The organism is Leisingera sp. UBA4491 (assembly GCF_002388965.1).
Classification (GTDB): domain Bacteria; phylum Pseudomonadota; class Alphaproteobacteria; order Rhodobacterales; family Rhodobacteraceae; genus Leisingera; species Leisingera aquaemixtae.
The window spans coordinates 26,613-39,426 of the sequence record NZ_DGNN01000002.1 but is presented as its reverse complement, the minus strand read 5'-3'; the positions used below and the strand labels follow the sequence as shown (position 1 = coordinate 39,426).

The window sequence follows — 12,814 nt, the reverse complement described above, 5'->3', positions numbered from 1 at the left end:
GCGTACCTCCCCAAAAATAGCGAGGTGTGCCCGGGTGTGGAGGCCCGGCAGTGTGCTCCTGCGAATCACCCCGATTCCCGCAGAAGGTGAGGAGAAATTATGCTGGCTTATCAAGTTTCCGCCTTTGACAAACCGGCGGCCCTGACGGAAACCGCATGCCCGTCTCCGGCGCCCGGACAAGCGGCTGTTGCGCTGCGGGCCTGCGGCCTGAATTTCGCCGACCTGCTGATGATGAAGGGCAGCTATCAGGACACCCCTGAACCACCCTTCACCCTGGGGCTGGAGGCGGCCGGCGTGGTGACGGCGCTTGGGGAAGGCACCGAAGGATTTGCCGCCGGCGACCGGGTAGCGGTGTTTGGCGGCTGCGGCGGGCTGGCCGAGGCGGGCGTGTTTGATGCCGCGCGGCTGATCCGGATCCCCGATGCGATGAGTTTTGAGCAGGCCGCTGCGATACAGATCGCCTATGGCACCAGCCACATGGCGCTGGACCATTGCGCCCGGCTGCAGCCCGGCGAAACCTTGCTGGTGACAGGCGCTGCGGGCGGTGTCGGACTGACCGCGGTGGAGATCGGCAAGCTGATGGGGGCAACGGTAATTGCCCAGGCCCGCGGCCAGGAGAAGCTGGAGGTGGCCGCAGCCGCCGGGGCGGATCATCTGATCGACGCCGGTGAAGACCTGCGCAGCACGGTCAAGGCGCTCGGCGGCGCTGATGTGGTTTACGACGCCGTGGGCGGCGACGTGTGGAAGGCCGCCTTCCGGTCCGCCAATCCCGGCGCGCGGTTGCTGCCGGTGGGCTTTGCCGGCGGCGAGGTGCCGCAGATTCCGGCCAATCATCTGCTGGTGAAGAACCTGACCGTGATCGGCTTTTATCTGGGCGGCTACATGAAGTTCCGCCCCGAGGCGGTGCGGCGCTCCTTTGAGACGCTGTTTGCCTGGCACAGCGAGGGCCGCATCAAGCCTCACATCAGCCATGTATTGCCGCTGGAACGGGCCGGCGAAGGGCTGGAGCTGCTGCGCAGCCGCAAGTCCACGGGCAAGGTCGTGATCACGACCAGCACCAGCGGCTGACAGCACGAAACCTCTGACAGAAGAACGCCTGGCGCCGGGGCAGCTCCCGCCCGTCGCCGGTGCATCTGAACATGCACCGCTCCCGTTGGGTCAGGCTCAGCGCCCTTGGCGCTGAGCCTGACCCAAGGCCGCTAGGGTGCGCTGGCGCAGCCAGGGCACCCCGCGGGCGCGGGAACCCTTGCCGGTCAGCCCAAGCCTGTGCTTGTCCTGCAAACCGGTCAGACGTCCCGGCCCGTGCTGCCGGGACTTAACTCGCGGCCCGCATCGGTGCCGACCACAGCCCCTGGAAGCCCTGACGGATGAACTCGGCCAGCTCTTCGACATAGGGCGCGCGCACCCGCTCTGCCCCGTAGAGGTTGATGTGCTGCATCGGCAGGTCCGGCAGGCCGCAGCTCTGGCCGATCAGCTCCTGAAAGCCGGGCTGAGTGCCCTCCAGCAGCACGCCCACGGCAAGGTCGGCGCTGACCGTCGCCTCCACCGTCCGGTCGGAATCGCTGTCGAGCGCCATCTCCCATTCGATGCCCGCCTCGTCCAGCGCCGCCGTGGCCACCGGACGGAAACTGCAGTTGCGGCAGAAACCCAGCCGCAGCGGGCGCTGCCGCCAGACCGACCCGTCCGGCGCGCCGACCCAGCGCAGCGGCATGCTGTGGATCGTCTCGCCGCCCTCGCCCGCACCGGTCTCGGTGGTCAGGATCAGGTCAAAGGCGCCGCGCCCGAACTCTGTCTTGAGATCGCGGGTGTTGGAGGTGCAGAGGTTCACATTCACCCGCGGATAATTGAGGTTGAACCGCTTCAGAACCGCCGGGATCACCGGGTGCACCACGTCATGCGGCACCCCGAGCAGCACCTCCCCCTCATAGGCCTGATCCGTCAGCCTGCCGATCACCTCGTCATTCAGCGCCACCATCCGGCGGGCATATCCCAGCAGCTGCTCGCCCTCCGCCGTGAGCGCGATGGTGCGGCCGGAGCGGTCCAGCAGATTCACCCCCAGCAGCTCCTCCAGCCGCTTCAGCTGCATGGAGACCGCCGACTGGGTCAAATGCAGAAAACCCGCCGCCCGGGTCACACCTCCATGGTCCGCCACCGCCGCAAATGAGCGGAGCGTGGTGATATCGAGATTCCTTACCATCACAACACCTGATGCATTTCATCAAAAACATTCGTTTTCAATATATGGCACAGAGCGCCATATTCATCAACAGAATTGATCACCCACAAGGGAAGCATCACAAACGCAACTGAAGGACCCGCCGACATGACCCATGCAACAGCCTCCTGCCCCGCCAGCTGCCGCCCCCAAAAGCCGCACCGCTCGCTGCTCAGCCGCCTGCGCCTGCTGTGGACTGTCCGGCGCCAGAGGAATCAACTTGCCGCGCTGGACGAGCGGGCGCTCAGGGACATCGGGGTGACCCGGGCAGAGGCGGATGCCGAAGCCCGCCGCGGGTTCTGGAGCGCACCCTCGCACTGGCTGCGCTGAGCGGGAAACCCGCCCGCACCCGGCTTTTCCGGCGGGCCGCTGAAAAGCGGCCCGTTTACTTGCCTTTTTCATGTATTTCTTGGTCCGGAATACTTGAACCGCAAGGCGCTTCGCCCGATATTTAGCGGGAAAGCTGCCAGCCGCGGCGAAATTCGCGCGCAGGCAGCAAGGGAGTAGATTACGGAGACCATTGAGAATGGCACAGTTTGACACCATCCGGTCTGCAGCCGGCGCCCGCGCCGCGCAGATTGATGAGGGCCTGCGCGCCCACATGAACAAAGTCTACGCCACCATGGCGGCAGGCACGTTCATCACCTTCCTGGCCGCCTGGGCAGTCGCCGGGCTGGCTGTCACCACCGACCCGGCCAACGCCGTGGCGCAGCTGAGCGCTGACAAGTATCTGACCAACGTCGGCTATGCGCTTTATGCCTCGCCGCTGAAGTGGGTGATCATGTTTGCGCCGCTGGCCTTTGTGTTCGGCATCGGCGCCGCGGCCAACCGCATGTCCGCAGCGGGCGTGCAGCTGCTGTTCTACGCCTTTGCCACCGTGATGGGCCTGTCGATCAGCTCGATCTTTCTGGTCTTCACCGGCGAAAGCATCGTGCAGGTGTTCCTGATCACCTCCATCGCCTTTGCGGGCCTGTCGCTGGTGGGCTACACCACCAAGAAGGACCTCAGCGGCATGGGCGCCTTCCTGATCATGGGCCTGATCGGCCTGATCGTGGCGTCGATCGTCAACATCTTCCTGGCGTCGTCGGCAATGGCCTTTGCGATCTCGGTGATCGGCGTGCTGATCTTTGCGGGCCTCACCGCCTATGACACCCAGCGGATCAAGAACGACTACCTGCAGATGGCCCACGCGGGCGACCAGGAGTGGCTGGCGAAGTCCGCGATCATGGGCGCGCTGAGCCTGTATCTGGACTTCATCAACATGTTCATGATGCTGCTCCATCTGCTTGGCAACCGCGAATAAGCGCACCTCAATTTCAGGCACGGCAAGGGGCGGATCGGATTGATCCGCCCCTTCTTTTTTTCAACAACAATAAAAAGGTTTATCCCATGAAAATAATTGAGGTTCCCGCCGCAGACGCAGAGCGCCTGGTGCCGCTGCTGCAGGATCTGCACGCGCTGCACGTTGCCTACCAGCCGGAGCGCCACATTCCGGCGCCGGGCAGCGATGGCCTGGCCGGGTGGCTGCAGGGCTGGCTGGGCGCAGAGACTATTTTTGCCTTGGCAGCGGAAAGCACGCAGGGCACCCTGCTGGGGTATCTGATTTATGAGCTGCAGGACCGCCCTGCCCTGCCCCTCCGTCCGGCCGAGACACGCGCCATGCTGCATCATATCTCGGTCACCGGGGCCTGGCGGCGGATGGGCGTCGGCAAGGCGCTGGTGGAAGCGATGAAAGCCCGCGCGCTGGACGCCGGGGCCACGGTGATCGCGGCCACCTATGCGCCCTTCAACACGGCCTCAGCCGCGCTGATGAAGGGAATGGGAATGGAGCCGGTGCTGATCATGGCGGAATGGCGCGCCTGAGGCGCGCCAAAGGCTCAGCGCCCTGAATTCAGGACTCCGCGCCCGAGCAGTCCAGCCCTGTGGAAATCGCAATGGTCCCGCGGCTGCTCGCCACTTCGCGGATATCGCCTTCCAGGCGGCAGCCCGACGCCCTGACCACCAGGCCGCGGAAGTCCGCTTCGGCGATATCCGGCAGGCTGTTCACCGCACTGTGCTCAGGCACGCTCAGCACGGCCATTCCCGCGCTGCCGGACCGGACCAGGCTCAAGGAGAGCTCCCGCCCCTGGATCTGCACGGTTCTGTCCACCACAGCCCTGCCTGCGGGCTCCGCCGCCGCAACCGGGGCTGCCGGCGCGGCATGCAGGTGAACCGCCGTGACCGCTGGCGGCAGCGGCACTGCCGCCCCTGCATCAAAGGAACTTGAAACCGGCGCCGCGGCCGCTGTCAGCGCCGCGGCAATCAGTAGTGTTTTCACAGCTCATCCACCCGCTTGCTCATTAACCCACAAGGTCCAGGCTAGAGCGGAATTGCGGCGGAAAGATGCCGCATCGTCCGGCAGATACGGACAATCAAAACCGCATTTACCGGTAATTGACGGCAATCCCCCCGGGCGCCGCCGGGGCCGCTCTCTGCAAAAGAAAACGGGCCGCGACTGGCGCGACCCGTTTCCGGAAATCATCCCGAAGGAAAGGCTTACTTGATTTTGCCTTCCTTGTACTCGACGTGCTTGCGCACAACCGGGTCGTACTTCCGCACAACCATTTTTTCGGTCATGGTGCGTGCGTTCTTCTTGGTGACATAGAAGTGGCCGGTGCCCGCGCTCGAGTTCAGGCGGATCTTGATGGTGGTCGGCTTCGCCATGGTGCTTCTCCTGCGTCCGAAAAGGCAGGGGCCTCTCGGTAAATTCCTATCTGAAGCCCGGCTTTTACCCGCCTCAGCCCCCAAGTCAATAGGATTCTCCCCCATTCCCCAAGGGATTTATGCGCAGAAGGCCTGTAAGCCGGATCCTGTCCCCCCGGGACCGTAATCCCGGGTTCGACGGCCATTCATCTAGGCGGCGCATTGCTGCGCCGCTCAAGCTGCCAACCCGGCCCCTCTCGGCTGAAGCGAACCTAGCGGCGGTTTCCCGGTTGCCCGGGACCTGCCCGCGCGGGGGCCCTATTTGGCATTGCTCCCGGTGGGGCTTGCCGTGCCGCCGCTGTTGCCAGCAGCGCGGTGGGCTCTTACCCCACCGTTTCACCCTTACCCGCGCGGATGCTCCTTTGGCGGACCTCCGGTCCGGCGGGCGGTTTGTTTTCTGTGGCGCTTTCCGTCGGGTTTCCCCGCCCGGGCGTTACCCGGCACCGTTGCTTCATGGAGTCCGGACTTTCCTCGTGGGGCGCTTGCGCGCCCCGCGCGGCCGTCCAGCCTTCTGCGCGACTGGAGGCGTAGAAAGATCGGTGAGCGGCGTCAAGCGGATAGTGCGGATTGAGGGGCTTTGCCCCTCTTGGCCCCGCCTTTGGGCCGGGGCCAATTCACCCCAGGATATTTGCGGCCAGAAGAATAAAGGATCCAAACTTCTTCTGGCCGCAAATATCCCGGAGCGCGAGGCAGAGCCTCGCATCATATCAGGCGTTAAGCGCGTCCGGCCCAAGAGCGGCGAAATCCGCTGGCGACAACGGGCCATGCGCCCAGGGCCGGAAGCGCAGGCGGACGGCGGCCAGAAGCGCCTCGTCCTCCGCCTCCGCAGTAAAGCCGGCGGCCGCGGCGGCGCTGCGGAACTGATCAAAGGAAGGGGTGCGCGGCACCTGGCCCTTGCCCGGCCCGGCTGCCAGGCCCTGCCGCGCCAAGCGGTTCCAGTCAAACCGCGGGCCCGGGTCGAACTTGCGCCCCGGCGCCATGCAGGAATGCCCGATCACCCCTGGCGCCGGGATGTTCCAGCGCTGCATCACGCCGCGCATCAGCTCCTCCAGCGCGGCCATCTGCGGCGTGCTGAACGGGTGCGTGCCGAGGTTGTCGAGTTCAATGCCGATGGAGCGGGAGTTGATGTCCGCATGCCCGTGCCACGCGCCGGCGCCGGCGTGCCAGGCGCGGTGCTCTTCCGCCACCATCTGCCACAGGGTGCCGTCAGCGCCGATCAGATAGTGGGCGGAAACCTCCGCCGCCGGATCGCAGAGCCGCTCAAGCGCGGCCTGCGCGCCCTGCATGGCGGTGTAGTGCAGAACGATCAGGGACGGCTTCAGTCCGTCCCTGCGCGGCCCGAAGTTCGGGCTGGGATGCCAGAGGGCGCCCGGCTGATCAGCCCCGCGCGGGTCCGCCGTCATCAGTTCTGGACAGCCAGCCGGTAAGGGGCCGGGTCCCACCCGCAGGCATAGCCGTCGCCATCCGGGTCCAGCGCCTTGCGGTCGCGCTCCGGCCCGCCGGTGGCGAGAAAGGCGACCTGGGCCTGGTCGGGGGAGGCAAACTCAGCGCAGTTGCGCTGGTTGCGGGCCTTCAGGTTGATGCCGGTGCGGCTGTAGACCCGCACGCCCTTGGGATTGCTGGTGCCGAGGGCATAGCGCACGATGTTGGGGCCTGTGTCCTCTGTGCGCTCGGGCACCGCCACCGGCTGCACCTGCTGGTATTGCGCCCGCTGGCGCTCCAGCCGGGCGGCATCGCTTTCGATCGACTGCCGGGCAGCGACCGCCTCAAAGTCGTTCTCATCCGAAATCCGGCCGTCGCCAGCCAGCTGCGGTGCCGGGTTCGAGGGGTTCGCCTGCAGCGGCTCACCGCCGGAGCCGGTGCTGGAGACGGCCAGCGCTGCCGCGGTTTCGCGGGCGATGTCCGCGCCGCTGGCAGCGGTGCTGGCCGTGGTGAACGTGCCCGCCGCAGCCGCCGAGCCGGGGCTGCGCGGTGCTGCCGCGGGCTGGACCGGTTCTGACGATACCCGCGCCGGCGGCACTAGCGGTTCGCCGGTGATGGTGGTGCCCGCGGCGGGCGGCGGCGCGAAGGGATCGCCGTCAATGCCCGCGGCACTGTCCGGAACCTGTGGCGAACAGGCAGCCATAACCAAAAGGCTGCCTGCGGCGGCGTAAGATGCGAATGCGCGCATGGGGTTACCTGTCTGCTCTGCTCAAGTGCTGAGGCAGAGGATTACCACCATTGCTGCGGCTTGGCTACAAAGCCGGCCGCATTTTCCAGAGCATAGGCAGTGTTCAGCAGATCGCCCTCTTCCCAGGGCTTGCCGATGAGCTGCAGACCCAGCGGCAGGCCCTGTTTGTCGAGCCCTGCCGGCACCGCAATGCCCGGCAGGCCCGCCAGGTTCACGGTGACGGTAAAGACGTCGTTCAGGTACATCTGCACCGGATCCGCCTCGGTCATCTCGCCCAGGCCAAAGGCCGCCGACGGGGTGGCCGGGGTCAGGATGGCGTCGACACCGGCGGCAAAGACGTCCTCGAAGTCCTTCTTGATCAGGGTGCGGACCTTGCGGGCGCGATTGTAGTAAGCGTCATAGAAGCCAGCCGACAGCACGTAGGTGCCGACCATCACGCGGCGCTGCACCTCATGGCCGAAACCTTCGGCGCGGGTCTTCTCGTACATCTCGGTGATGCCGTCGCCGGCCTCCAGCGTGGCGCGGCGGCCATAGCGGACGCCATCGTAACGGGCGAGGTTCGAGGACGCCTCGGCCGGGGCGATCACATAATAGGCGGGCAGCGCGTATTTGGTGTGGGGCAGCGAGATGTCGACGATCTCCGCCCCTGCCGCTTTCAGCATTTCGGCGCCATCGGACCACAGCTTCCCGATTTCTCCCGGCATGCCGTCCATGCGGTATTCCTTGGGGATACCAATCTTCTTGCCGCGGATGTCGCCGGTCAGCATCGCCTCGAAATCCGGCACCGCCAGTTCGGCAGAGGTCGAATCCTTGGGGTCGTGGCCGCACATGGCTTCCAGCATGATCGCCGCGTCGCGCACCGATTTGGTCATCGGGCCGGCCTGATCCAGCGAGGAGGCAAAGGCGACGATGCCCCAGCGCGAGCAGCGGCCGTAGGTCGGCTTGATGCCGACGGTGCCGGTGAAGGCGGCGGGCTGGCGGATCGAGCCGCCGGTGTCGGTGCCAGTGGCCGCAAGGCAGAGGTCAGCTGCCACGGCAGAGGCCGAGCCGCCGGAGGAGCCGCCGGGGGTCAGCTGGGCGTCGTCATTGCCGCGGCGCCAGGGGCTGACGGCATTGCCATAGACGGAAGTTTCGTTGGAGGAGCCCATGGCGAACTCATCCATGTTCAGCTTGCCCAGCATGACGGAGCCCGCGTCTGCCAGCTTCTGGCTGACGGTGGATTCATACTCCGGCTTGAAGCCTTCGAGGATTTTGGAGGCTGCCTGCGAGGGCACGCCCTTGGTGCAGAACAGATCCTTGATGCCGATCGGCAGGCCGCACATGGAGGGCGCCTCGCCCGCCTTGATGCGCTCATCCGCAGCCTTGGCACGTTCCATCGCGATCTCGGGGGTCTTGTGCACGAAAGCATTGAGCGCATCAGCTGCGTCGATTGCTTTGAGGCAGGCCTCGGTCAGCTCGACGGAAGTGGTGTCGCCCTTGCGCAGCGCGTCGCGGGCCTCTGCCAGGCCCAGTTTGTTCAGATCGCTCATGTCTCTCACTCCACGACTTTGGGCACTGCGAAAAAGCCTTCGCGGGCGTCCGGCGCATTGGCCAGGATCTTGTCCTGCTGATTGCCGTCGGTGACTTCGTCCTTGCGGCGCTTGAGGCGCTGCGGGGTGACGGAAGTCATCGGCTCGACGCCCTCGACATCCACCTCGTTCAGCTGCTCGATGAAGCCCAGGATATTGTTGAACTCGTCTGCCAGCGCCGGAAGTGCTGCGTCCTCAACCTTGATCCGGGCCAGTTTGGCCACCTTGGCGGCAGTGCTTTGGTCAATCGACATGGAAACCCTCATCTGGTGTTGGGTAGGCATTTACCGCCGCGCCGCCTGCGCTGCAAGCCGGCATGGGGTGTTCGCTGCGTTGCGCGGGCTTGCCGCGGCAGGCGCGGTCAAATTTCCGAAGGCTTCAATTCCATTTCGCATCAGGCCTGTTAGGCTTCCGCCAAAGACAACGCGAGGAGAAAACCGATGAAGATCATTTGGCTGGGCCACGGCTCATTCCGCATAGAGACCGGCGGCCTGGTGCTGCTGGTGGACCCCTGGCTGAGCGGCAACCCGGTGCTGCCTGAAGACCAGCACGAAGCGGCGATTGCAGGCGCCACCCATATCCTGCTGACCCATGTGCATTTCGATCACGTGGTGGATGTGCTGCCGCTGGCCAAACGGCTGAAGGTGCCGGTGATCGGGCAATACGATCTGATGGGACTGTGGGGCGAGACCGAAGGGGTTGAAACCACTGGCTTCAACAAGGGCGGCACGGTGGATCTGGGCGGCGTGCAGGTGGCGATGGTGCCGGCCTCGCACAGTTCCACTTTCAGCACCGAGGACGGACTGCGCACCGGCGGCTCGGAAGTGGGTTACATGCTGATGGCAGAGGGCAAGACGGTTTACCTGTCCGGCGACACCGCGATCATGGCGGACATGGAGTGGATGGGGGATTATTACAAACCCGATGTAGGCATCCTGTCGGCGGGCGGCCATTTCACCATGGACATGAAACAGGCAGCCTATGCGGCCAAGCGGTACTTCAACTTCAAAACGGTGATTCCCTGCCACTACAAGAGCTTCCCGGTCCTGGAGCAGGACGCCAAGGACCTGATCGAGGGGCTGCCTGGGGTGGAGGTGATCGAGCCGGAAGTGATGACGGCAATCGAGGTCTGAGCCGCGCAGGCTGGCGCGGCGTCTCCCGCCCGTCGCCGGATCTGCCGGGCAGATCCGCTCCCGTTGGGCATGGCGCCGGGCCTGACGGCCCGGCGCAGGCGGCCCTCAGGCCGCCGGTTTCATCTGCGGCACAGTGAAAGCCGCGCGCGCCGCGTCGGCCTTCTGGCGGCAGATGCAGCCGCGGGCGTGGTCATTGATCAGCCCCATCGCCTGCATGAAGGCAAAAACCGTGGTCGGGCCGACGAATTTCCAGCCGCGTTTCTTGAGTGCCTTCGACAGCGCCACGGACTCGGGGCTGGTTGAGGCGGTCTGCGGCTCCGGCAGCTCTTCCGGCTTTGGCTCATAGCTCCAGAAGAACGCCGCCAGCGAGCCCGCCTCTGCCACCAGTTCCTGCGCCCGGGCAGCATTGCTGATCACCGCCTCGATCTTGCCGCGGTGGCGGATGATGCCCTTGTCCTGCACCAGCCGATCCACGTCCGCCGCGCCGAAATCCGCCATCTGATTAAAATCGAACCCGGCGAAGGCGGCGCGGAAGTTCTCGCGCTTGTCCAGAATGGTGCGCCAGCTGAGGCCGGACTGGAAGCTTTCCAGGCAAACCTTCTCAAACAGGCGGATGTCGTCGCCAACCGGGTAGCCCCACTCCTCGTCGTGGTAGCGCAGGAAATCCGGGGCCGAGGCGGCCCAGGCGCAGCGGGGCTGGCCGTCGGCGGCAGTGAAGGTGCGGCTCATTCCCCGCCCCGCAGGAAATCAAGCCGGGGGTCCATCATGGTGGGCGCCACGCCGATGATTTCCGGCTCCACCACACCGCCGGTCACAAAGGGATCCTGCGCGACGCGGGCGGTCAGGTCCTCTTCGCTTTCCCCAACGGCAAGGATCGCACCGCCTTCGCCATCGGTCATTGACCCGGCCGCAAGGAATACCCCGTCCTCAAACCCCTGCTGCAGCCAGGCCTTGTGGCCCTCCAGAAATTCGGCCAGCCGGTCTGTCTGCGCCGCAAATGTCAGCAATATGAAATACATGTTCGTCTCCTGTGATGCGTTCTAAAGGGGATGCTCCGGCGGCAGCTGATCCCTGAGCCAGTCCTGCATCAGCGCCACCTCGCGGTTGATGAAGTCCGTGTCGCCAAACGCCTGCGCCAGCGTCGCCACACCCTGGCTGCGGGCCAGCAGATGCATCGCCAGCCCGCCGGACCGCGCGCCGCACCCCAGCGCCTGAAACTGCTGGCTGAGCCAGTCCTGAAACAGCGTAAAGAGTGCGGCAGCCTGCGCCTGCGCAGCGTGGTTCAGCTTGCCCAGCTCGGTGACCAAGGACCCGACCGGGCAGCCATAGAGGGTGATCTTGGCCTGGTTGGCAATCAGGATGCGGATGAAGCAGGTGATCCGCTGCGCGGGGCTTGCGCTCTGCGCCTGCCAATCGTTCAGCATGGCACGGGTACTGGCCATGCGGCGCGCGATCACCGCCTCAAGGATCTCGTCCTTGGTCTTGAAATGGTAATAGAAATTGCCGCGCGAGATGCCCACCGCCGCAGCGATATCCGCAAAGGACGCCGCGTCAAATCCGCGTTCATAGAACAGCTGATCCGCAGCTTCTGTAATCCGGTCCCTGGTTGTTTCCTGCACCACCTCAGCCCTCTAGGACAATTGACCTACAAACCGCAGATTAGGACGATCAACCTAACTCATCAAGCGCGAATGCAAGCTATCCTTCTGCAGCGTTGAGAAGAGCCCCGAGCAGGTGGAGTTCCGGATCATTCCCGAGCCGGCCGCCGTTTCGCCAGGCAATCGAGAGCGCGCATTTCGCAGCCGCCCATTGCAGGAGCCGCCTTCGCCCCACTTGGAACTCCTGCGACCAAAGGGTCGCCAGGAATCTGATGCGCTCTGGCTCACGCACCAGATCCGGCGCCCCGCGCGGGTGGCGAAAAGCATTGGCAAGTTCATAAGCGCGCTCACCCAGAACTCCCTTGGCATCAAAGGCGCAATAGCCGCGATCGCCTAGACGGATGTTGCTGTGATGCAGATCGCCATGCAGCGCACGCACGTCCTGCGGATCAGCCAGAAGCCGCCGCGCGAGCGCCTGGCTGCGAAAGATGTTTGTGCGTGCATCCTCGGAAGCCCCGGCTGAAACCGTCAACGAAAACAGCGCCGTAAACCAGTCTTCGAGCCGCGGATAGCCTGCTTCGGGGATAGCACTCGCATGCAGCCCGTTGGCGACCTGCACCAGCTCCGCCGCGGCTTCGGCATCCCTGCCGGCGCGGCTGAGATTCCCCAGTGGCGGCCCGCTGAGCCACTCTATCAACGCAGCCGACGCCGTGACTTTGTAGACCTTGGCCGCCGGACCGCCCGCAGCAGCGAGAAACCGGAACCCCTCGGACTCGTTCCGCATCCCCTTGGAACCGTAGATCTTGAGCACCGCAGGGCTGCCATCGGCGCGACACACCTTCCAAAGAACTGCAAGCCCTGTTTCCTCCACCAGTTCAGGTGCGGAAACGCCAAATTCAGCTAGAATTTTAGGCGCCGGGTTCATTCGGCAGCCTTTTGCCAGCAAAAAATTCCTTAAGCAGCGCGCTGGCCTCGCCTTCCGCGATCCCGTCATAGACTTCCGGCGTGTGATGCGCCTGCGGATGAGAGAACACGCAGGCGCCATGCGCCACCCCGCCGGACTTGGGATCGGCGGCGCCGTAGTACACCCGGCGGATGCGGGCGGCGGCGATGGCGGCGGCACACATGGCGCAAGGCTCCAGCGTGACATAGAGGTCGTAGCCGGTCAGCCGCTCGCTGCCCAAAGCGGCACAGGCTTCGCGGATGGTCAGGATCTCGGCATGCGCGGTGGGGTCGTTCAGCTCACGGGTTCGGTTGCCTGCCAGCGCCGCCACCTGCCCGTCCGGCGCAATCAGCGCAGCGCCAACCGGCACCTCGCCGCGCGCTGCCGCCGCCCGCGCCTGTTCCAGCGCCTTGTCCATATGCGATTTGAATGCCATGCCCCTTCC

The 12,814-nt window shown here is 65.2% G+C and carries 17 protein-coding genes and 1 other RNA gene; 5 read left to right on the top strand and 13 right to left on the bottom strand.

Translation table 11 applies throughout. From position 1 onward, the window contains the following. The first annotated feature begins 99 nt into the window (after positions 1-99). Positions 100-1,068, top strand: coding sequence for an NADPH:quinone oxidoreductase family protein (locus B2P87_RS00550; protein WP_141890735.1), 969 nt, complete (start codon positions 100-102; stop codon positions 1,066-1,068). A 247-nt stretch (positions 1,069-1,315) separates the two neighbouring features. Here the strand turns inward: B2P87_RS00550 and B2P87_RS00545 are convergent, their stop codons facing one another. Further along, on the bottom strand, positions 1,316-2,197 hold the full coding sequence (locus B2P87_RS00545) for a LysR family transcriptional regulator (RefSeq protein WP_141890736.1): 882 nt from the start codon (positions 2,195-2,197) through the stop codon (positions 1,316-1,318). A 126-nt stretch (positions 2,198-2,323) separates the two neighbouring features. Between B2P87_RS00545 and B2P87_RS00540 the strand changes: the two genes are divergently transcribed. The 3 genes from B2P87_RS00540 (at position 2,324) to B2P87_RS00530 (ending at position 4,078) form a co-directional block, all read left to right on the top strand. Further along, positions 2,324-2,545 (top strand): DUF1127 domain-containing protein, encoded by a 222-nt coding sequence (locus tag B2P87_RS00540; protein ID WP_141890737.1) that lies wholly within the window; start codon positions 2,324-2,326, stop codon positions 2,543-2,545. 196 nt (positions 2,546-2,741) lie between these two features. Further along, complete coding sequence (locus B2P87_RS00535; protein WP_141890738.1) at positions 2,742-3,518, top strand: Bax inhibitor-1/YccA family protein; 777 nt, start codon at positions 2,742-2,744, stop codon at positions 3,516-3,518. Positions 3,519-3,604: 86 nt separating this feature from the next. Beyond that, the gene (locus B2P87_RS00530; RefSeq protein WP_141890739.1) at positions 3,605-4,078 is read left to right on the top strand and encodes a GNAT family N-acetyltransferase; all 474 of its coding nucleotides are present in this window, start codon (positions 3,605-3,607) and stop codon (positions 4,076-4,078) included. A 28-nt stretch (positions 4,079-4,106) separates the two neighbouring features. Here B2P87_RS00530 and B2P87_RS00525 read toward each other — a convergent pair whose 3' ends face one another. The 7 genes from B2P87_RS00525 to gatC form a co-directional block, all read right to left on the bottom strand. Continuing rightward, complete coding sequence (locus B2P87_RS00525; protein ID WP_141890740.1) at positions 4,107-4,532, bottom strand: hypothetical protein; 426 nt, start codon at positions 4,530-4,532, stop codon at positions 4,107-4,109. A gap of 218 nt (positions 4,533-4,750) precedes the next feature. Further along, positions 4,751-4,918 carry a 50S ribosomal protein L33 gene (gene rpmG / locus B2P87_RS00520; protein WP_008554190.1) on the bottom strand — a complete coding sequence of 56 codons (168 nt, stop codon included), beginning with the start codon at positions 4,916-4,918 and terminating at the stop codon, positions 4,751-4,753. A gap of 119 nt (positions 4,919-5,037) precedes the next feature. After that, an RNA gene (gene rnpB / locus B2P87_RS00515) (RNase P RNA component class A) lies at positions 5,038-5,472 on the bottom strand. A 192-nt stretch (positions 5,473-5,664) separates the two neighbouring features. After that, on the bottom strand, positions 5,665-6,360 hold the full coding sequence (locus B2P87_RS00510; protein WP_141890741.1) for an N-acetylmuramoyl-L-alanine amidase: 696 nt from the start codon (positions 6,358-6,360) through the stop codon (positions 5,665-5,667). After that, positions 6,360-7,127 carry an excalibur calcium-binding domain-containing protein gene (locus B2P87_RS00505; protein ID WP_141890742.1) on the bottom strand — a complete coding sequence of 256 codons (768 nt, stop codon included), beginning with the start codon at positions 7,125-7,127 and terminating at the stop codon, positions 6,360-6,362. Before B2P87_RS00505 ends, B2P87_RS00510 begins: the two co-directional genes overlap by 1 nt. A 41-nt stretch (positions 7,128-7,168) precedes the next feature. Continuing rightward, entirely contained in the window at positions 7,169-8,656 is a 1,488-nt protein-coding gene (gene gatA / locus B2P87_RS00500; RefSeq protein WP_141890743.1) for an Asp-tRNA(Asn)/Glu-tRNA(Gln) amidotransferase subunit GatA, read from the bottom strand. A 5-nt stretch (positions 8,657-8,661) separates the two neighbouring features. Then, positions 8,662-8,949, bottom strand: coding sequence for an Asp-tRNA(Asn)/Glu-tRNA(Gln) amidotransferase subunit GatC (gene gatC, locus B2P87_RS00495; protein ID WP_008553297.1), 288 nt, complete (start codon positions 8,947-8,949; stop codon positions 8,662-8,664). A 186-nt stretch (positions 8,950-9,135) separates the two neighbouring features. Between gatC and B2P87_RS00490 the strand changes: the two genes are divergently transcribed. Further along, positions 9,136-9,828 carry a metal-dependent hydrolase gene (locus tag B2P87_RS00490; protein ID WP_141890744.1) on the top strand — a complete coding sequence of 231 codons (693 nt, stop codon included), beginning with the start codon at positions 9,136-9,138 and terminating at the stop codon, positions 9,826-9,828. Positions 9,829-9,933: 105 nt separating this feature from the next. Here the strand turns inward: B2P87_RS00490 and B2P87_RS00485 are convergent, their stop codons facing one another. The 5 genes from B2P87_RS00485 to B2P87_RS00465 all read right to left on the bottom strand — a co-directional run bounded on the left by B2P87_RS00485 (position 9,934) and on the right by B2P87_RS00465 (position 12,805). Beyond that, positions 9,934-10,557, bottom strand: coding sequence for a DNA-3-methyladenine glycosylase I (locus B2P87_RS00485; protein ID WP_141890745.1), 624 nt, complete (start codon positions 10,555-10,557; stop codon positions 9,934-9,936). Beyond that, positions 10,554-10,847 carry a YciI family protein gene (locus B2P87_RS00480; RefSeq protein WP_141890746.1) on the bottom strand — a complete coding sequence of 98 codons (294 nt, stop codon included), beginning with the start codon at positions 10,845-10,847 and terminating at the stop codon, positions 10,554-10,556. The genes B2P87_RS00485 and B2P87_RS00480 overlap by 4 nt, the downstream gene beginning before the upstream one ends. Before the next feature lie 21 nt (positions 10,848-10,868). Then, positions 10,869-11,450: a TetR/AcrR family transcriptional regulator gene (locus tag B2P87_RS00475; protein ID WP_141890747.1), complete on the bottom strand. Its 582-nt coding sequence runs from the start codon at positions 11,448-11,450 to the stop codon at positions 10,869-10,871. 76 nt (positions 11,451-11,526) lie between these two features. Next, complete coding sequence (locus B2P87_RS00470) at positions 11,527-12,351, bottom strand: aminoglycoside phosphotransferase family protein (protein WP_167510254.1); 825 nt, start codon at positions 12,349-12,351, stop codon at positions 11,527-11,529. After that, complete coding sequence (locus B2P87_RS00465; protein WP_141890749.1) at positions 12,335-12,805, bottom strand: nucleoside deaminase; 471 nt, start codon at positions 12,803-12,805, stop codon at positions 12,335-12,337. The genes B2P87_RS00470 and B2P87_RS00465 overlap by 17 nt, the downstream gene beginning before the upstream one ends. Positions 12,806-12,814: the final 9 nt, after the last annotated feature.